16 protein-coding genes are annotated in these 16,902 nt (G+C 66.8%); 6 read left to right on the top strand and 10 right to left on the bottom strand.

Annotation, left to right across the window (positions count from 1 at the left end):
• Nucleotides 1–44: 44 nt before the first annotated feature.
• Entirely contained in the window at nt 45–881 is an 837-nt protein-coding gene (locus CHRYSEO8AT_RS07065) for an aldo/keto reductase (protein ID WP_159848309.1), read from the top strand.
• Nucleotides 882–1,007: 126 nt separating this feature from the next.
• Here the strand turns inward: CHRYSEO8AT_RS07065 and CHRYSEO8AT_RS07060 are convergent, their stop codons facing one another.
• Complete coding sequence (locus CHRYSEO8AT_RS07060) at nt 1,008–1,409, bottom strand: HIT domain-containing protein (protein WP_159848306.1); 402 nt, start codon at nt 1,407–1,409, stop codon at nt 1,008–1,010.
• A complete protein-coding gene (locus tag CHRYSEO8AT_RS07055; protein WP_159848303.1) occupies nt 1,409–2,314 on the bottom strand; it encodes an SIMPL domain-containing protein in 906 nt (301 codons plus the stop codon). The genes CHRYSEO8AT_RS07060 and CHRYSEO8AT_RS07055 overlap by 1 nt, the downstream gene beginning before the upstream one ends.
• Nucleotides 2,315–2,453: 139 nt before the next feature.
• On the opposite strand from CHRYSEO8AT_RS07055, the gene mdh reads away from it, so the two are divergent.
• Nucleotides 2,454–3,416, top strand: coding sequence for a malate dehydrogenase (gene mdh / locus CHRYSEO8AT_RS07050; protein ID WP_159848300.1), 963 nt, complete (start codon nt 2,454–2,456; stop codon nt 3,414–3,416).
• Nucleotides 3,417–3,638: 222 nt separating this feature from the next.
• Here mdh and CHRYSEO8AT_RS07045 read toward each other — a convergent pair whose 3' ends face one another.
• On the bottom strand, nt 3,639–4,136 hold the full coding sequence (locus tag CHRYSEO8AT_RS07045) for a YbjN domain-containing protein (protein ID WP_159848297.1): 498 nt from the start codon (nt 4,134–4,136) through the stop codon (nt 3,639–3,641).
• 36 nt (nt 4,137–4,172) lie between these two features.
• Nucleotides 4,173–5,264, bottom strand: a complete 1,092-nt coding sequence (gene zapE / locus CHRYSEO8AT_RS07040; protein WP_159848294.1) for a cell division protein ZapE — start codon at nt 5,262–5,264, stop codon at nt 4,173–4,175.
• 148 nt (nt 5,265–5,412) lie between these two features.
• On the opposite strand from zapE, the gene CHRYSEO8AT_RS07035 reads away from it, so the two are divergent.
• The 3 genes from CHRYSEO8AT_RS07035 to CHRYSEO8AT_RS07025 all read left to right on the top strand — a co-directional run bounded on the left by CHRYSEO8AT_RS07035 (nt 5,413) and on the right by CHRYSEO8AT_RS07025 (nt 8,991).
• Nucleotides 5,413–6,459, top strand: coding sequence for an aspartate-semialdehyde dehydrogenase (locus tag CHRYSEO8AT_RS07035; RefSeq protein ID WP_159848291.1), 1,047 nt, complete (start codon nt 5,413–5,415; stop codon nt 6,457–6,459).
• Nucleotides 6,460–6,526: 67 nt separating this feature from the next.
• Entirely contained in the window at nt 6,527–7,450 is a 924-nt protein-coding gene (gene rarD / locus CHRYSEO8AT_RS07030; protein WP_159848272.1) for an EamA family transporter RarD, read from the top strand.
• A 26-nt stretch (nt 7,451–7,476) separates the two neighbouring features.
• Complete coding sequence (locus tag CHRYSEO8AT_RS07025) at nt 7,477–8,991, top strand: DHA2 family efflux MFS transporter permease subunit (RefSeq protein ID WP_159848269.1); 1,515 nt, start codon at nt 7,477–7,479, stop codon at nt 8,989–8,991.
• On the opposite strand, the gene CHRYSEO8AT_RS07020 is transcribed toward CHRYSEO8AT_RS07025, so the two are convergent.
• The 6 genes from CHRYSEO8AT_RS07020 to CHRYSEO8AT_RS06995 form a co-directional block, all read right to left on the bottom strand.
• The gene (locus CHRYSEO8AT_RS07020; protein WP_159848266.1) at nt 8,976–10,109 is read right to left on the bottom strand and encodes a serine hydrolase domain-containing protein; all 1,134 of its coding nucleotides are present in this window, start codon (nt 10,107–10,109) and stop codon (nt 8,976–8,978) included. The genes CHRYSEO8AT_RS07025 and CHRYSEO8AT_RS07020 overlap by 16 nt on opposite strands.
• A gap of 84 nt (nt 10,110–10,193) precedes the next feature.
• Complete coding sequence (locus CHRYSEO8AT_RS07015) at nt 10,194–10,463, bottom strand: ATP synthase F1 subunit epsilon (protein WP_159848263.1); 270 nt, start codon at nt 10,461–10,463, stop codon at nt 10,194–10,196.
• 2 nt (nt 10,464–10,465) lie between these two features.
• The gene (gene atpD, locus CHRYSEO8AT_RS07010) at nt 10,466–12,001 is read right to left on the bottom strand and encodes a F0F1 ATP synthase subunit beta (protein ID WP_159848260.1); all 1,536 of its coding nucleotides are present in this window, start codon (nt 11,999–12,001) and stop codon (nt 10,466–10,468) included.
• 37 nt (nt 12,002–12,038) lie between these two features.
• Entirely contained in the window at nt 12,039–12,917 is an 879-nt protein-coding gene (locus tag CHRYSEO8AT_RS07005; RefSeq protein ID WP_159848257.1) for a F0F1 ATP synthase subunit gamma, read from the bottom strand.
• A 33-nt stretch (nt 12,918–12,950) separates the two neighbouring features.
• The gene (gene atpA / locus CHRYSEO8AT_RS07000) at nt 12,951–14,483 is read right to left on the bottom strand and encodes a F0F1 ATP synthase subunit alpha (RefSeq protein ID WP_159848254.1); all 1,533 of its coding nucleotides are present in this window, start codon (nt 14,481–14,483) and stop codon (nt 12,951–12,953) included.
• A gap of 72 nt (nt 14,484–14,555) precedes the next feature.
• Nucleotides 14,556–15,110: a F0F1 ATP synthase subunit delta gene (locus CHRYSEO8AT_RS06995; protein ID WP_159848251.1), complete on the bottom strand. Its 555-nt coding sequence runs from the start codon at nt 15,108–15,110 to the stop codon at nt 14,556–14,558.
• A 964-nt stretch (nt 15,111–16,074) separates the two neighbouring features.
• Here CHRYSEO8AT_RS06995 and CHRYSEO8AT_RS06990 point away from each other — a divergent pair.
• Entirely contained in the window at nt 16,075–16,902 is an 828-nt protein-coding gene (locus CHRYSEO8AT_RS06990; protein ID WP_159848248.1) for a TerC family protein, read from the top strand.

Raw genomic sequence — 16,902 nt, 5'->3', positions numbered from 1 at the left:
CCCTCCTTCGCGGTCTTCGCCGCTTATTCTTCGTCAGGACGGACATGACCCGCCTCGTCACATTCGCAGACGGTACGACCGTTCCCGCCCTCGGCCAAGGCACCTGGGAGCTGGGCGACGACCCGGCCTGGCGCGACGAGGAACAGCAGGCTCTCGCCCGCGGCATCGACCTGGGCATGACCCTGATCGACACGGCCGAACTGTATGGCGACGGCCGTTCCGAGCGACTAGTGGGCGAGGTCATCGCCGACCGCCGCGACGAGGTCTTCCTGGTCTCCAAGGTCCGGCCCGAGAACGCCTCGGAGATGAAGATGATGCTGGCCTGCGAGAAGTCGCTGGAACGGCTGGGCGTCGAACGGCTGGATCTCTACCTGCTGCACTGGGAAGGCAACGTCCCGCTGGAAGAGACCGTCGAGGCCTTCCGCGACCTGGTCGACGAGGGAATGATCGCCCGCTGGGGCGTATCCAACCTGGACCTGCGGGCCATGGAACAACTGATGGAGATCGAGGGGGGCGAGGACTGCGCCGCCAACCAGCTGCTCTACAATCTGGCCTCGCGCGGGGTGGAGTTCGACCTCCTGCCGTGGATGCAGGCGCGCGACATGCCGATGATGGCCTATTCGCCCCTGGGACGCGGCGAACTGCTGGAACAGCCCCTGATCCGCGACATCGCCAACCGCCATTCGGTTAGCCCCGCTCAGGTGGCCCTCGCCGCCGTCCTGCGCCACGACGGCGTCATCGCCATCCCCAAGGCCAGCTCCGTCGAACACGTCGAGGCCAATGCCGACGCCTTGGAAATCCAGTTTGATCTGGAAGATCTGGAACGGTTGGACGAGGCCTTCCGCGCGCCGAACCATGCGGTGCCGCTGGATATTATCTGAGGGTCATGACGCGGTTCGCCTTCTAGACCCCGTCATCCTCGCCCTCGTGGCGAGGATCCAGACTCCCGGTGGGTCCGCAGAGTGCGCCGTCGTCGAAACCGAGAGTCTGGATCCTAGGCACAAGGCCTAGGATGACGACCCGATGAGGGACAGCAGCCGCGCCCGCTCATCGTCCGCATACGGAACAACCGGCCCTCGCCCCCACACCGGATCGGGCCACAGGCCGTCGTCGCGCCTCCGCCCCACCACATGAACATGCAACTGCGCCGTCACATTGCCGATGGCCCCGACGTTCAGCTTCTCGACCCCGCCCAGCCGCCGAACCAGCGACCCTGCCCGCACCGTCTCCTCCATCAGCATCGCCCGCTGCTCGACGCTCAGGTCCTCCAGCTCCACCGCCCCCTCGACGCGCGGGATCAGGATCAGCCAGGGAAACCGCGCATCGTCCTGCAGCCGCACATGGCACAGGGGCCATTCGGCGGCGGCGGCCGAACCGGCCTCGAAGGCCGGCGCTGCCTCAAACCCCATCAGTTCAGCCCGTAGATGACGCAGGCGCTGTCGGTCAGGGTCTGCAACGGCGGTTGCAACGCCAGCCGTGCCGCCTCTATGTCCGCCTCGCTGGGTCCGCCGCCGCCAGATATCGGTGCGGGCGGCGGCGGGGGCGGTGCAAAGGCCGCCTCGGCGCTCACCCGCGAGCCTGTCACCACGATGTCGTCCACCGTCGTCGCCTGGCCTCCGGCGGCATAGGAGGGCCAGCCCGCCAGCACATCCGTCTGGCAGACCCGCCCCGACGGATCGATGATCTTGACTCGGCCCAGGGTCGCGCCCGCATTGGTCGCCGCCGCCTCGGCCCGGCGGCGCGCATCCTTCATCGCCTCCGCCTGCAGATTGGCCTTCCAGCTGTTCTCCGGCTCCAGGTTGAAGTTCACCTGGCCGATCGACGTCGGGCGCGAGGCCACGATCGTCGCATAGACCCGCTCGATCAGGCGCACGTCGCGCACCGTCACGCTGACGGAGGCGTCGGCCTGATAGCGCGCCACGCGGTCGGCGCGGGTGTTGTCGCGCATCACCCCGTTCTCGTCGCGATACTGGTCGTAAAGCGGCCGGGTCGTGACGCTGGTCTCGACCCTCACCTTGTCCGCACCGTAAGCCGACAGGGACTGGCTCAACGCCCGCACCTGGTCGGCGGCGGCGCGCGAGGCCTCCGTTACGCTGCGGTCCACCGACTGGAAACTGGCGGAGACGAAGGCGCGGTTGGCCTGGATCTCGACACGCACCTGGCCGACCGAGGCGATCACCGGATCACGCATCCACCAGGGGGCGGGAATATAGCGGTCACCGATGGTGGCGGGCGGGGTCTGGGCCATGACAGGCGCAGAAGCGACGACAGGCGCGGCGCCCAGCAGCAGGGCGAGAGCGAGAGAAGGGCGCATCGAAATCCTCCGGTTAGGGCCGGACCTTCGCAGCCCCGACCAAGGCCGTAAAGCGAGGTTCTTGCGACAGCCGCTTGAGGGGTCTAGACCGCCCGCACGATTAATCCCCATTTCGCACACGCAATAAACGGAGACATCCATGGCTCGCGCGAAGATCGCCCTTATCGGCGCCGGCATGATCGGCGGAACCCTGGCCCACGTGGCTGCGCGCGAAGCCCTGGGCGACGTGATCCTGTTCGACATCGCCGAAGGCACCCCTCAGGGCAAGGCCCTCGACATCGCCGAGGCCACCGCCGTCTTCGGCTCTGACGTGTCGCTCAAGGGCGCCAATGACTACGCCGACATCGCGGGCGCCGACGTCTGCATCGTCACCGCCGGCGTGCCGCGCAAGCCGGGCATGAGCCGCGACGACCTGATCGGCATCAACCTGAAGGTCATGAAGGCCGTCGGCGAGGGCATCAAGGCCCACGCCCCCAACGCCTTCGTCATCTGCATCACCAACCCGCTCGACGCCATGGTCTGGGCCCTGCAGAAGTTCTCAGGGCTCCCCAAGGAGAAGGTCGTCGGCATGGCCGGCGTGCTCGACTCGGCCCGCTTCGCCTATTTCCTGGCTGAAAAGACCGGCGTCTCGGTTCAGGACATCCACGCCTGGACCCTGGGCGGTCACGGCGACGACATGGTGCCGATGGTGCGCCACTCGACCATCGGCGGCCTGCCCCTGCCCGACGCCGTCGCCGCCGGCCTGCTGAGCCAAGCCGACCTGGACGCCATCGTCGACCGCACCCGCAAGGGCGGCGGCGAGATCGTGGCCCTGCTGAAGACCGGCTCGGCCTTCTACGCGCCCGCTGAATCGGCCATCGCCATGGCCAAGTCCTACCTGCTGGACCAGAAGCGCGTCCTGCCTTGCGCCGTCTGGCTGTCGGGCGAATACGGCCTGTCGGACCTCTACGTCGGCGTCCCCGCACTGATCGGCGCCAACGGCGTCGAGAAGGTGATCGAGTTCACCACCAACGACGAAGAAAAGGCGATGTTCGAAAAGTCCGTCGCCTCGGTCCAGGGCCTGCTGCAGGCCTGCAAGGATATCGACGCCTCGCTGGCGTAAGCCACGCGTCAATCGAATGACGAAGGGCCGTGGAGCAATCTGCGGCCCTTTTTTCTTTTCCCGTTACTCTTCCCTTCTCCCTGGGGGAGAAGGTGGCCCGAAGGGCCGGATGAGGGGTTACGGTGCGGGCCGTGTCGCACAGCGTAACCCCTCACCCTTTCGCGCAGACCGATCGCTTCGCTCTCGGACGCTCAAGCCCTCTCCCAATGGGAGAGGGAAGTTCTACGGCGCCACATATCCCATCTCGCCCGCGAACTTGGGCAGCAGTTGCAGCCAGACCGCCAGCGGGTCCGCCAGTTGCGCCACGCCTTCGCCTGACAGCACGACGACATCGTACTGCACCGTCGCCGTCGGGGTCTCCGCGGCCGTGTGGAAGGCCTTCAGATAGCGGTTGTCGCGGTTCCAGGCGTTGACCTTGTCCAGCGTCGCGCCGGCGCCCGGCACCACGGCGCTGAACTGCACCTCGCCGCAGACGCCCGCCTCGCAGCCGTAGAAGAAGACCGCCCAGGTCAGGCCCGCATTGGTCACGGTGAAGAAGGTCAGGCCGTTCTCGGTCTGCACCGGCCCAACGCGACCGCCCAGACCGGTGATCCACGTCCCGACCTCGGCCGGCGTCAGCCCGCGACTGGCCGTCGCCCGCGCCGTCTGGGCCGAGGCCGCCCCCGCCGTCAGTGGCGACAAACTCAAAGCAAGGGCGGCGGCGAGGGCGAGGCGGCGCATGGGAAACACTCCGAAGGTCAGCCCCCACCCTAGCCGTCAGTCGCGGACGTGCGCCAGCCAGTCCTTGCTCTGCATCTCGTTGAACCGCGACACGGTCCGTTCGAACTCGAACGCCCCCACCCCTTCGGTATAGAGGGCCTCGGGCTTGGCCGCCGCCAGCACGATCAGCTTGGTCTTGGCTTCGTAGAGCGCGTCCACCAGCGTCACCAGACGCCGCGCCTCGTGATGATTGGCCGAGCTCAGGATCGGCACGTCTTCCAAGAACAGAGTGTGGAACCGCTGGGCGATGGCCAGATAGTCCTGTGGCCCCAAGGGCTTGCTGCACAGGTCGGCAAACGTCGCCCGGGCCATAGAGCCCACGGTGCGCGCCACCACCACGTCGCGGCCCAGCACGGTCAGGTGCGCCGACGCCTCGGGCTCCCCGCCCTTCAGCTCGCGCCACAGATCCTCGAACTCTGCCCGGTCGTCGGGCGTGTGCCACACCTGGGCCGACGTCATCCGGTCCCGCCGCCAGTCGCGCGCGCCGGCCATCTCCACCACCGCGCAACGGTCGCGGATGATGTCGATGAAGGGCGTGAAGAGCTGGCGATTGATGCCGTTCTTGTACAGGTCTTCCGGCGCGCGGTTCGAGGTGATGGCCAGTACCACCCGATCCTCGAACAGGGCCTCGAACAACCGTCCCAGGATCATGGCGTCGGCGATGTCCGTCACCTGCAGTTCGTCGAAACACAGCAGCCGAGCTTCCGACGCGATCAGCCTGGCGATCGGCGGGATCGGGTCGTCGCCCTTGTGGGTGCCGAACACGGCCTTCCTCGTCTTCGCATCCCCCTCGCGCCATTGTTTCACCAGGTCGTGGATGCGGGCCATGAAGGCGTGGAAGTGGGCGCGGGTCTTTCGCGGCTCGGGCGTCGCCGAATAGAACAGGTCCATCAGCATCGACTTGCCGCGTCCCGGCGGGCCGTAGAGGTAGACGCCCCGCACCTCCGGCGCCTTGCCGAACAGGCCGCGCTTGGCCAGATCGACCTCCAGTCGCTCCAGCGCCGCGATCACGCCGGCCTGCTCTGGATCTGGCGTCAGCACGCCCTCTTCCACGCGGATATCGTAGGCGTTGCGGATGCGGGAGGTCATGGCGCCCTGCTTAAAGTCCCCCGAACCGAAAAGCGATTGCTTCGCGGCTGCGAACGCCTATTTGCAATGCCGAACACCACACCAAAAAAACGCTCAAGCAGCGAGGCTCCGCTGAGCCGAGCGTAGCGCGTCCGAAGGACAAGAAAAAATGGGTTATCGCGTCGCCATCGTCGGAGCCACGGGCAATGTGGGCCGCGAAATGCTGAACATCCTGGAAGAGGTCGAATTCCCCGTCGACGCCATCCACGCCATCGCCTCGCGCAAGTCCAAGGGCGTCGAGGTCTCCTTCGGCGACAAGACCATCAAATGCCAGGACATCGAACAGTTCGACTTCTCGACCGTCGACATCGTCCTGATGTCCGCCGGCGGCGACGTGTCGCGCGCCTGGTCTGAAAAGATCGGCAAGGCCGGCCCCATCGTGATCGACAACTCCTCGGCCTTCCGCAAGGACCCCGACGTGCCGCTGATCGTGCCGGAAGTGAACCCGGACGCGGTCAAGGACGCCAAAAAGAAGAACATCATCGCCAACCCCAACTGCTCGACGATCCAGCTGGTCACGGCGCTGAAGCCCCTGCACGATGCGGCCAAGATCAAGCGGGTGGTCGTCTCGACCTATCAGTCGGTGTCCGGCGCCGGCAAGGAAGGCATGGACGAGCTGTGGAACCAGACCAAGGCCATCTACGGCCTGGGCGACGCGCGTCCCAAGAAGTTCCCCAAACAGATCGCCTTCAACGTCATCCCCTACATCGGCGCCTTCCTTGAGGACGGCTCGACCGACGAGGAGCAGAAGATGTCGGACGAGACGCACAAGATGCTGGACCCGGACATCAAGGTCACCGTCACCTGCGTGCGCGTGCCGGTCTTCGTGGGCCACTCCGAGGCCGTCAACATCGAGTTCGACCGCGCCATGGAACCCGACGAGGCCCGCGCCATCCTGCGCGAGGCGCCCGGCGTTCTGGTGATCGATAAGCAGGAGCACGACGGCTATATCACCCCGGTCGACGCGGCCGGCGAACACGCCGTCTATGTGTCGCGCATCCGCAAGGATCCGACCGTTGATCACGGCCTGAACCTGTGGGTCGTGTCCGACAACCTGCGCAAGGGCGCCGCCCTGAACGCCATCCAGATCGCCCAGCTGCTGGACGAGACGGGTGTCATCACGTCGTCGTCGGGATACCGTTCGATCACGGTGTAAGCATCCGACCAGTCATCCTCGAGCTTGACCCGAAGATGATGGAAAAGGCTTGGAAGAACATACTCCAATGACCTCCGCCACCCCCAATGACCCCCGCGCGGTCGGCACGGCCATCGCCTGCTACACCCTGTGGGGTCTCTTGCCGCTGCTGTTCATGGCGATGGCGGCCCACGGCTTCGGCGCGCCCGAGATCCTGGCCCACCGAGCCGTCTGGTCGGTCTTCGTCGCCGGCCTCGTCCTGCTGCTGGCCGGTCAGTGGGGCGAGGCGCGCAAGGTCTTGGCCACCCCGCGCACCCTGGCCTGGCTGGCCCTGTCGGCCCTGCTGATCGCCACGAACTGGAGCCTCTACGTCTTCGCCACGACGCACCATGCGACGCTGGAGGCCAGCCTCGGCTACTACATCAACCCCCTGCTCAACATGGCGGCGGGGGCCGTGCTGTTCCGCGAGAAGATCGACCGCTGGAGCGCCGTCGCCATCGGTCTCGCCGCCGTCGGGGTCGTGATCCAGACCGTCGCCCTGGGCCATGTGCCGATCATCGGCCTGACCCTGGCCGTCACATTCTGCGGCTATGCGGTGATCCGAAAGCGTGTCCCCGCCTCCGCCCAGACCGGCCTGTTCGTCGAATGCCTGGTGCTGTTGCCCATCGGCGCGGTCTTCCTGGCCTGGCTGACGATCCAGGGCCAGGCAGTAGGCTTTTCTTCGCCCTCGGGCCTGGCCTGGGCCCTGATCAACGGGCCGGCGACGGTGATCCCGCTGGTGCTGTTCGCCTGGTCGGCGCGGCGCCTGCCCCTGTCCACCGTCGGCTTCATCCAGTTTCTGGCCCCCACGCTCCAGTTCGCCTGCGGCGTCCTGACGGGCGAGGCCCTGACGCCGCTGCGCATCGTCTCGTTCGTCTTCATCTGGGCCGGCGCCGGCATCTTCGCCCTGGGCGCCGCCAATCGCAGCCGCGCGGCGCGCGAGGCGTTGAAGACCACGGCGGAACCGGCGTAGCCTCCGCTCTTCAAGGAGGCGAGGCCATGACGACCGCCCAACCCGGCCCCTGCGAAGGCGGACAGGTCCACGCCGCCGCCCATCCAGAACATGACCTGTCGGCGGCGCGCAAACGCTGGGTGCTGGCGGCGACCGTCCTGGGATCCAGCCTGACCTTCATCGACGGCTCGGCCCTGGGCGTCGCCCTGCCCGCCGTGCAGCGCGATCTGGCGGCGGGAACCGCGGCGGTGCAGTGGGTGTCGAACGCCTATCTCTTGACCCTGGGCGCCCTCGTTTTGATCGGCGGGGCGGCGGGCGACCGGTTCGGGCGACGCCGCGTCTTCCTGATCGGGGTGGCGATCTTCGCCCTGGCCTCCATCGGCTGCGCCCTGGCGCCCTCGGTTCAGGCCCTGATCGCCGGTCGCGCGGTGCAGGGGATTGGCGCGGCCCTGCTGACGCCCGGCGCCCTGGCGGTGATCGGCGCGACCTTCCCGCCGGAGGAGCGCGGCAAGGCCTTTGGAACCTGGGCCGGCTTCGGCGCCCTGACCGGCATGATCGGACCGCTGATCGGCGGGTGGCTGGCCGACGCCGCCGACTGGCGCGCCATCTTCTGGATCAATGTCCCGCTGGCGATCCTGACCGCCGTCGTCACCCTAGCGGTCACGCCCGAAAGCCGCGATCCCGACGCCAAGGGCCTGGACTGGATGGGCGCCGTACTGGCCGTCGCGGGTCTGGGCGCCCTGACCTGGGCGCTGACGGCGGCGCCCGATCTGGGCTTCGCCTCGCCTGTCATTCTCGGCGGACTGGTCGGCGGCGTCGCCCTTCTGGCCGCCTTCGTCTGGGCCGAGGCGCGCCAAAGCCATCCCATGATGCCGCTGGGCCTGTTTCGCTCTTCGGTGTTCAGCGGCGTCAATCTGCTGACCCTGCTGCTCTATTTCGCCTTGGGCGGCGCCATGTTCTTCCTCCCGTTCGACCTGATCCGCGTACACGGCTGGAGCGCGACCGAGGCGGGGGCGGCCATGCTGCCCTTCGCCGCCGTCATGGGACTGTTCTCGGGCCTGGCCGGGCGGATCGCCGACCGGTTCGGCGCCCGGCTGTCGCTCAGCGTCGGCCCGGCGCTCGCGGGCATCGGCCTGGCCCTGCTGGCGATCCCTGCGCTCGGCGCCGGCTATGTCGATGGGCCGCTGGCGGGAATGACGGTTCTGGCGATCGGCATGACCCTGGCCGTGGGGCCGCTGACAGCGACGGTGATGGGGGCGGTGAAGGCCGGACATACGGGCGTGGCTTCGGGCGTCAACAACGCCGTGGCTCGCGTCGCCAGCCTGCTGGCCGTCGCCCTGTTGGGCTTGGTGCTGTCGGCGGTCTTCGCCGCCGTCGCGAACCTGCCCGACGGCCGCGCCCTGCTGGCCCAGGTCATGTCGGGCGCGGAGATGACGCCCCTTGGCCGCGACGCCTTCCACGCCGCCTTCCGGGCGGTGATCCTGACCTGCGCGGCCTGCGCGGGCGTCGCCGGCTTGATCGGCCTGCTGACCGCCCCCGGCCCTGTTCAGAAGGCGGCGTAAAGGGCGTCCAACAGCCGCTTGGGCCGGGGGTCGCCGATCAGGTGCGGCGACTGGCGCGTCATCACATAGGCCGCCGACAACCGGCGCGATGGATCGGCCATGGCCATCGACCCGCCCCAGCCATAGTGGCCGAACGCCTCATCCGGCCCGAACACCTTCAGCCCGTCGTTGCGCATCAGCCCCGCCGCCCAGCGGATCTCGAACGGCAGCACCTTGTCCGCCCCGTGGATGCGTTCGCGCGTCAACTGCTCCAGCGTCCCCGCCGACAGCACCGACCGGCCGTCCAAAGCCCCGCCGTTGGCGACCACCCCCATCATCCGCGCCAGCCCCAAGGCCGTGCCGTGCAGGTTGGCCGACGGAATCTCCATCTCGCGCCATGCTGCCGAGCCGCGCCCGCCGGGCGCCGAGCCGCGATCCAGGAAGGCCGCCTGTTTGATCGGATCGACCACGCCCAGGCTGGGGGCGGAGGTCGGTTTCCTCATCTGCGCCACGCGCCCGTGTTCGCTCTCCGGCAGGCCGATCCACAGATCCAGATCGGCGAAGTCCTGGCGCAGCGTCTGGCCCATCGTCCGCCCCGTCGCGCGGCGAAACACCTCATTGGCCAGATAGCCCACCGTGACGGGATGATAGCCCGAGGCCGTGCCCGGCGCCCACATCGGCGCCTGGGCCGCCAGCCGCGCCAGCACGGCGGGCACATCGAACCAGATCGTCGGATCGACCGCCTCGGAAAAGCCCGGTAGACCCGACTGGTGGCTCATCAACTGGGCCACGGTCACGTCCGCCTTGCCCGCCGCCCCGAACTCGGGCCACAGCGAGGCGACCGTCTGGTCATAGTCGACCTGCCCCGCCTCGACCGCCGTCGCCATCAGGATCGCCATCACCGCCTTGCCGGTCGAGAAGACCGAGGTCAGGGTCGTCTCCGTGAACGGCATGGCCTTGGCCGTATCCGCATGGCCCGCCCACAGATCGACGACCGCCTCGCCCTCGACCAGCACGCTGAACCGCGCCGCCTGCTCGTTCAGCCCCTCGGGCGCCTCGGTAAAGTTGGCGGCAAACGCCTCGCGCACGGCCTCAAAGCCGGGTGCGCAGACGCCTTGGATGTCTATGAGATCGGTCATGGGGTGGTCCTAGCGCGACCGCCGCCCACGAAAAAGGCCTCCCGCCGAAACGGGAGGCCTCAAATCGTTCGCCCCTTTGAAGGGTTAGCCCGCGAAGACCTCGACAGCCTGTTCGGCCAGGATGGTCAAGCCTTCGCCGTTGACGTCGGCGAAGCCGCCGTGGACGTCGTACTGGACCTTGGTTCCGCCGTTATAGACGGTGACCAGACCCGCGCGCAGGGCGGTCATGAAGGGGGCGTGGTCGGGCAGGACGCCGAAGTCGCCCTCGACGCCCGGCGCGTCCACCTGGTCCACGAGGCCCGAAAAGACCTCGCGTTCCGGCGAGACGAGGGAGAAGTTCAGCTTGCCGGCCATGATCAGGCTTCCGAAGCCATCTTCTCGGCCTTGGCGACGGCCTCTTCGATGGCGCCGACCATGTAGAAGGCGGCTTCCGGCAGGTGGTCGTAGTCACCGGCGACGATGCCCTTGAACGAGCGGATCGTGTCGGCCAGTTCGACGAACTTGCCCGGCGCGTTGGTGAACTGCTCGGCCACGAAGAAGGGCTGCGACAGGAAGCGCTGGATCTTGCGCGCGCGCGAGACGACCAGCTTGTCCTCTTCCGACAGCTCGTCCATGCCCAGGATGGCGATGATGTCCTTCAGGCCCTTGTACTGTTGCAGCACTTCCTGGACCGAACGGGCGACCTGGTAGTGCTCTTCGCCGATGACCAGCGGGTCCATGATCCGCGAGGTCGAGTCCAGCGGATCGACGGCGGGGAAGATGGCCTGGGCGGCGATGTCGCGCGACAGCATGGTCGTCGCGTCCAAGTGGGCGAACGACGCGGCCGGGGCCGGGTCGGTGGGGTCATCGGCCGGGACGTAGATGGCCTGGACCGAGGTGATCGAGCCCTTCTTGGTCGAGGTGATGCGCTCTTGCAGGTTGCCCATCTCGGTGGCCAGCGTCGGCTGATAGCCCACGGCCGACGGGATGCGGCCCAGCAGAGCCGACACTTCCGAACCGGCTTGCGTGAAGCGGAAGATGTTGTCGACGAACAGCAGGACGTCCTTGCCTTCTTCGTCGCGGAAATACTCGGCCTGGGCCAGGCCGGTCAGGGCGACGCGGGCGCGGGCGCCGGGAGGCTCGTTCATCTGGCCGTAAACCAGGGCGCACTTGGAGCCCTCGGTCGAGCCGCCGTTCTTGGCCGGGTCCACGTTCACGTTGGACTCGATCATCTCGTGATACAGGTCGTTGCCTTCGCGGGTGCGCTCGCCCACGCCGGCCAGGACCGAATAACCGCCGTACGCCTTGGCGATGTTGTTGATCAGTTCCTGCATGGTGACGGTCTTGCCGACGCCGGCGCCGCCGAACAGGCCGGTCTTGCCGCCCTTGGTGTAGGGGCAGATCAGGTCGATCACCTTGATGCCCGTGACCAGGATTTCCGACGAGTTGGTCTGCTCCTCGAAGGTCGGGGCCTCGCGGTGGATCGGGCGATACTGCGTGGTCTGGATCGGGCCGGCTTCGTCGATCGGCTGGCCGACGACGTTCATGATGCGGCCCAGCACGCCCGGTCCGACCGGGGTCTGGATCGAGGAACCGGTGTCGATCACGGGCTGACCGCGCGTCAGGCCTTCGGTCGTGTCCATGGCGATGGTGCGGACCATGTTCTCGCCGAGGTGCTGGGCGACTTCCAGCACCAGGGTAAAGGGCTCGCCCGTCTTCTGGTCGACGTTCTGGGTGTTCAGGGCGTTCAGGATCGCGGGCAGATGGCCCTCGAACTCGACGTCGACGACGGCGCCGATGACCTGGGCGATCTTGCCGGTGGCGACGATGGAGCCAGGCGCGGTCGCGGCGGCGGGCGCCTTCTTGACGGCGGGCTTCTTGGCGGCGGGTTTTTTGGCGACGGTGTCGGTCATGGCTGGGGTCCGTATCGGAATGTCTGTTCGGTCGGGATCAGAGGGCTTCGGCGCCGGCGATGATCTCGATCAGTTCGGTAGTGATCTGGGCTTGGCGCTTGCGGTTGTACTGCAGCGTCAGGGCGTTGATGAGGTCGCCGGCGTTGCGCGTGGCGTTGTCCATCGCCGCCATCTGCGACCCGAAGAAGCCGGCCTGGTTCTCGTACAGAGCGGCCAGGATCTGGGTCGTCAGGTTGCGCGGCAGCAGGGTTTCCAGGATTTCCTCTTCCGAGGGCTCGTATTCATAGACCGCGCCGTTCAGGTCGATGGGCTGGGCGTCTCCCTCGACCACGGCCGGGATCAGCTGCTTGCCGGTCGGCACCTGTTGGATCACCGACTTGAACTGGCTGTAGAACAGTGTGACCACGTCGGCCTGACCGTCCTCGAACGCCGTGGCGATCATCTCGGCGACCGGCTGGGCCGAAGGCAGGCCGATGGTCTTGTGCTCGCTCAGTTCGAAGGTGTGGATCACCTTGGCGCCGTACAGACGCGTCAGCTGATCGCGCGACTTCTTGCCAACCGCGATGATCTTCACATCCTTGCCGGCGTTGACGAGGCTGTTGATCCGCTCGCGTGCGGCACGGATGACGTTGGTCGAGAAACCGCCCGCCAGACCCTTGTCCGCCGTCGCCACCACGATCAGGTGACGCTGGTCCTGACCCGTGCCGGCCAACAGCTTGGGCGCGTCGGCGCCCGAGACGCCGGCGGCCAGGTTGGCGATGACCGAGGCCATCTTCTGCGCATAGGGTCGGGCGCTTTCGGCCTGATCCTGGGCGCGTTTCAGCTTGGCCGCGGCGACCATCTGCATGGCTTTCGTGATCTTCTGCGTCGCTTTGACGCTTCCGATCCGATTGCGCATTTCCTTGAGGCTGGCCATCCGGCGCTTACTCTCTCAGCTATCCGGCGGGGTTCAGGCGAAGGTCTTGACGAAGGCGGCCAGGATGTCCTTCAGCTCGGCTTCGAGGTCCGAGGTCAGGTCCTTCTTGGTGCGGATGCCTTCGAGCAGCGAGGCGTGGTTCGCATGGATGCGCGCCAGCAGTTCCTTCTCGAAACGTCCCACGTCGCCGACAGCGATGCCGTCGATATAGCCGCGCGTGCCGGCGTAGACCGAGACGACCTGCTCTTCCATGGCCAGCGGCGAATATTGCGGCTGCTTCAGCAGTTCGGTCAGGCGGGCGCCGCGCGCCAGCAGCTTCTGGGTCGAGGCGTCCAGGTCCGAGCCGAACTTGGCGAAGGCGGCCATCTCGCGATACTGGGCCAACTCGCCCTTGATGGTGCCGGCGACCTTCTTCATCGCCTTGGTCTGGGCCGATGAACCCACGCGCGACACCGAGATGCCGACGTTCACGGCCGGACGGATGCCCTGATAGAACAGGTCCGATTCCAGGAAGATCTGGCCGTCGGTGATCGAGATCACGTTGGTCGGGATATAGGCCGACACGTCGTTGGCCTGGGTTTCGATGATCGGCAGGGCCGTCAGCGAGCCCGAGCCGTAATCTTCGTTCAGCTTGGCCGAACGCTCCAGCAGGCGGCTGTGCAGGTAGAAGACGTCGCCCGGATAGGCTTCACGGCCAGGCGGGCGGCGCAGCAGCAGGGACATCTGGCGATAGGCCACAGCTTGCTTGGACAGATCGTCATAGACGATCAGGGCGTGCATGCCGTTGTCGCGGAAGAACTCGCCCATGGCGGTGCCGGCGAACGGGGCCAGGAACTGCAGCGGGGCCGGCTCCGAGGCCGTGGCGGCGACGACGATGGTGTATTCCAGCGCGCCGGCCTCTTCGAGCGTCTTGACGATCTGGGCGACGGTCGAACGCTTCTGGCCGATGGCGACGTAGATGCAATAGAGCTTGGCGCTCTCGTCGTCGGTCTTGTTGACGTTCTTCTGGTTCAGGATGGCGTCGACGGCGACGGCGGTCTTGCCGACCTGACGGTCGCCGATGATCAGCTCGCGCTGGCCGCGGCCGACGGGGATCAGGGTGTCGATGGCCTTCAGGCCGGTCTGCATCGGCTCGTGAACCGACTTGCGCGGGATGATGCCCGGCGCCTTGACGTCGACGCGGCGACGCTCGGTGAACTCAATCGGGCCCTTGCCGTCGATCGGCTCGCCCAGCGGGTTGACGACGCGACCCAGCAGGCTACGGCCGACCGGCACGTCCACGATCTCGCCCAGGCGGCGCACGTCGTCGCCCTCGGCGATCTGGGCGTCGGCGCCGAAGATCACGGCGCCCACGTTGTCGCGTTCCAGGTTCAGGGCCATGCCCTTGACGCCGGCCTTGGTGAACTCGACCATTTCGCCGGCCTGAACATTGTCCAGACCGTGGATGCGGGCGATGCCGTCGCCGACCGACAGCACGCTGCCGACGTCGGAAACGTCGGCTTCGACGCCGAAGTTGGCGATCTGCGACTTGAGGATGGCCGAGATTTCAGCGGCGCGGATGTCCATGACGGGCTCTCTGTTCTTCAGTCTTCTGCGGGTGCGCCGTTCAGGCGCGCATTCTTGGTGGCGGGAGCGCGTTTATGCGCGCTTGAGGGCGAACTTCATCTGGTCGAGCTTGGTCTTCAGCGAGGCGTCGAACAGTTTCGAGCCGACCTTGATCTTCAGGCCGCCCAGGATCGACGGATCGACGCGCGCGGTCAGTTCCGGCGCCTTGCCCAGGCTCTTGGACAGGGCGGCGGTGATGGCGGCGACCTGTTTGGCGTCCAGCGCCTGGGCCGAGACAACCTCGGCGGCGACGACGCCGGCGTGTTTGGCGTAGCGGGCTTCGAACCCGGCGATGACGGCGGGCAGGTCCTTGGCGCGATGGTTCTGGGCCAGCAGACCCAGGAAGTTGGACGTTGTCTGTTCGAACCTGGCCTTGGCGGCGATGGCGACCAGACCCTTGGCCTGATCGTCGGCGGAAATGACGGGCGAAGCGGCCAGACGACGCAGGTCGGCGCTCTCGATCCAGGCCGCCTTCAGCGACTTCAGATCGGCGCGCACGGCGTCCAGGCGGCCGGTTTCCAGCGCCAGGTCAAACAGCGCCTGTGCGTAGCGATCGCCGACTTCCGTCGTTCTGAAATCATCAGCCACTGATTAGGGTCCGAGGTCGTTGTGTCAGGGTCGCGACCGACTGCGAGGCTCGCAACGGTCAAAAGCTTGAAATGCTTACGGAAAGCACGACAGAGGCCGTATCCGTGAATACGCCCCCTTCAAGCCGGGCGCCTGATAGCACGGGGTTTCGCCGCTCGCAACATTGCGTGAAGGCGCGTCGATGCCGCAGGGGGTGGAAAGGGGTGACGAAAGACAACCCGTCTCCTCCGAACGAAATGGGGAGGGGGACCGCGAAGCGGTGGAGGGGCTCTCGAAGTCCCACAGGCGCCTGTGATGCGGTGAAGAACCCCTCCGTCGCGGCGCTGAACAAGCGCTGCGCCACCTCCCCGCTGCGCGGGGAGGAGACGACGGTCAGCCATCACAATGACGCTGGTTCATCCCTAGAGATTTCAACAGCTTGCCGATTTATGTCCTCGTTCTCCTGCCCACGGTGTCAAACCGCCGCATAATACACCCGTCCCGTCGCATCGGAGGGCTCGCTTGGCCTGCGACCTTGCGGCGGCGGGAGCGGATGGAACGGGAGCGGGTCTGAAACGGCTCGCGCTGACATCGACTCATGGAGCGGTGCCGGAGGGTCGAGGGGGATACTCGATCGCACTCGGGACGGGGTTCGCAGACCCCGCCGACCCGTCGCAGGCTTATGGGGTTAGGCGATAAGACCGCCACCGCTCGACGCCCCGAGCTTGCAGGCCAACCTTCCGCGCGGAGCGTCATACCCTTCGTCGAAACGGTACTTACAAACTCACACTCCGGGCGAAGGCCCGGCGCTCCGCCCAGCCCTCCAATAACTTCGCAGCGAAAGCGCGAAGGCGCTTCCGCACGCCATGTTTCCATCGCAGAGTGACAGGGGGTGCGACCATGACGCCGCACCCTCTCGCTTGATCGGAACTCGCGGCGGCCCTAGCGCTTTCCGCTCAAGCTTTTATCCCCCTCAGGAACCCCAATGCTCGACAGCATCACCCCGCTTCTCTCCGATCCGGCCGCCTGGGCCGCATTGGTGACCCTCATCGTGATGGAGGTGGTGCTCGGGATCGACAACCTGATCTTCATCTCCATCCTCTCGAACAAGCTGCCCGAGCACCAGCGCCAGAAGGTCCGCCGCATCGGCATCGGCCTGGCCCTGGTCATGCGCTTGGCTCTGTTGTCGATCATCGCCTGGCTGGTCGGCCTGGTTCAGCCGGTCTTCACCGTCATGGGCAACGAATTCTCGTGGAAGGATCTGATCCTGATCGCGGGCGGCCTGTTCCTGGTCTGGAAGGCCACCAAGGAAATCCACCACACCGTCGATCCCACGCCCAGCGACGCCGTCCTCGACAAAAAGGACGTCATGATCATGAACGCGGGCGCCGCGATCTTCCAGATCATCATCCTCGACATAGTCTTCTCGATCGACTCGATCCTGACCGCCGTCGGCATGACCGAACATCTGCCGATCATGGTCGTCGCCGTCCTGGTCGCCGTGACCGTCATGCTGCTGGCCGCCGACCCCCTGGCCAACTTCATCAACAAGAACCCCAGCGTGGTCATGCTGGCGCTCGGCTTCCTGCTGATGATCGGCATGGTGTTGATCGCCGACGGCTTCGGCTATCACGTGCCCAAGGGCTATATCTATGCGGCCATGGCCTTCTCGGCCGGCGTGGAGGCGTTGAACATGATGGGTCGTCGCGGCGCCACCAAGAAGGAACAGGCCGAACGGGCCCGCAGCGAGGCGAACGCCGCCGAGGTCCGCGCCCAGAAGGCCGAGGCCGAAGCCGCCGCAGAAAAGGCCTGA

Origin of the sequence: Brevundimonas sp. G8 (assembly GCF_902506205.1) — a bacterium.
GTDB lineage: Bacteria > Pseudomonadota > Alphaproteobacteria > Caulobacterales > Caulobacteraceae > Brevundimonas.
The sequence above is the reverse complement of the archived record's forward strand: the minus strand, read 5'-3'. Positions and strand labels throughout refer to the sequence as shown.

Bases quoted from the DNA above. Each gene is read 5' to 3' on its own strand.
- CHRYSEO8AT_RS07055 (WP_159848303.1), bottom strand. From the start codon at position 2,314: ATGCGCCCTTCTCTCGCTCTCGCCCTGCTGCTGGGCGCCGCGCCTGTC.
- CHRYSEO8AT_RS07025 (WP_159848269.1), top strand. From the start codon at position 7,477: ATGACGACCGCCCAACCCGGCCCCTGCGAAGGCGGACAGGTCCACGCC.
- CHRYSEO8AT_RS07005 (WP_159848257.1), bottom strand. From the start codon at position 12,917: ATGGCCAGCCTCAAGGAAATGCGCAATCGGATCGGAAGCGTCAAAGCG.
- CHRYSEO8AT_RS07035 (WP_159848291.1), top strand. From the start codon at position 5,413: ATGGGTTATCGCGTCGCCATCGTCGGAGCCACGGGCAATGTGGGCCGC.
- CHRYSEO8AT_RS06990 (WP_159848248.1), top strand. From the start codon at position 16,075: ATGCTCGACAGCATCACCCCGCTTCTCTCCGATCCGGCCGCCTGGGCC.
- CHRYSEO8AT_RS07045 (WP_159848297.1), bottom strand. From the start codon at position 4,136: ATGCGCCGCCTCGCCCTCGCCGCCGCCCTTGCTTTGAGTTTGTCGCCA.
- CHRYSEO8AT_RS07065 (WP_159848309.1), top strand. From the start codon at position 45: ATGACCCGCCTCGTCACATTCGCAGACGGTACGACCGTTCCCGCCCTC.
- rarD (WP_159848272.1), top strand. From the start codon at position 6,527: ATGACCTCCGCCACCCCCAATGACCCCCGCGCGGTCGGCACGGCCATC.
- atpA (WP_159848254.1), bottom strand. From the start codon at position 14,483: ATGGACATCCGCGCCGCTGAAATCTCGGCCATCCTCAAGTCGCAGATC.
- mdh (WP_159848300.1), top strand. From the start codon at position 2,454: ATGGCTCGCGCGAAGATCGCCCTTATCGGCGCCGGCATGATCGGCGGA.
- atpD (WP_159848260.1), bottom strand. From the start codon at position 12,001: ATGACCGACACCGTCGCCAAAAAACCCGCCGCCAAGAAGCCCGCCGTC.
- CHRYSEO8AT_RS07015 (WP_159848263.1), bottom strand. From the start codon at position 10,463: ATGGCCGGCAAGCTGAACTTCTCCCTCGTCTCGCCGGAACGCGAGGTC.
- zapE (WP_159848294.1), bottom strand. From the start codon at position 5,264: ATGACCTCCCGCATCCGCAACGCCTACGATATCCGCGTGGAAGAGGGC.
- CHRYSEO8AT_RS07020 (WP_159848266.1), bottom strand. From the start codon at position 10,109: ATGACCGATCTCATAGACATCCAAGGCGTCTGCGCACCCGGCTTTGAG.
- CHRYSEO8AT_RS07060 (WP_159848306.1), bottom strand. From the start codon at position 1,409: ATGGGGTTTGAGGCAGCGCCGGCCTTCGAGGCCGGTTCGGCCGCCGCC.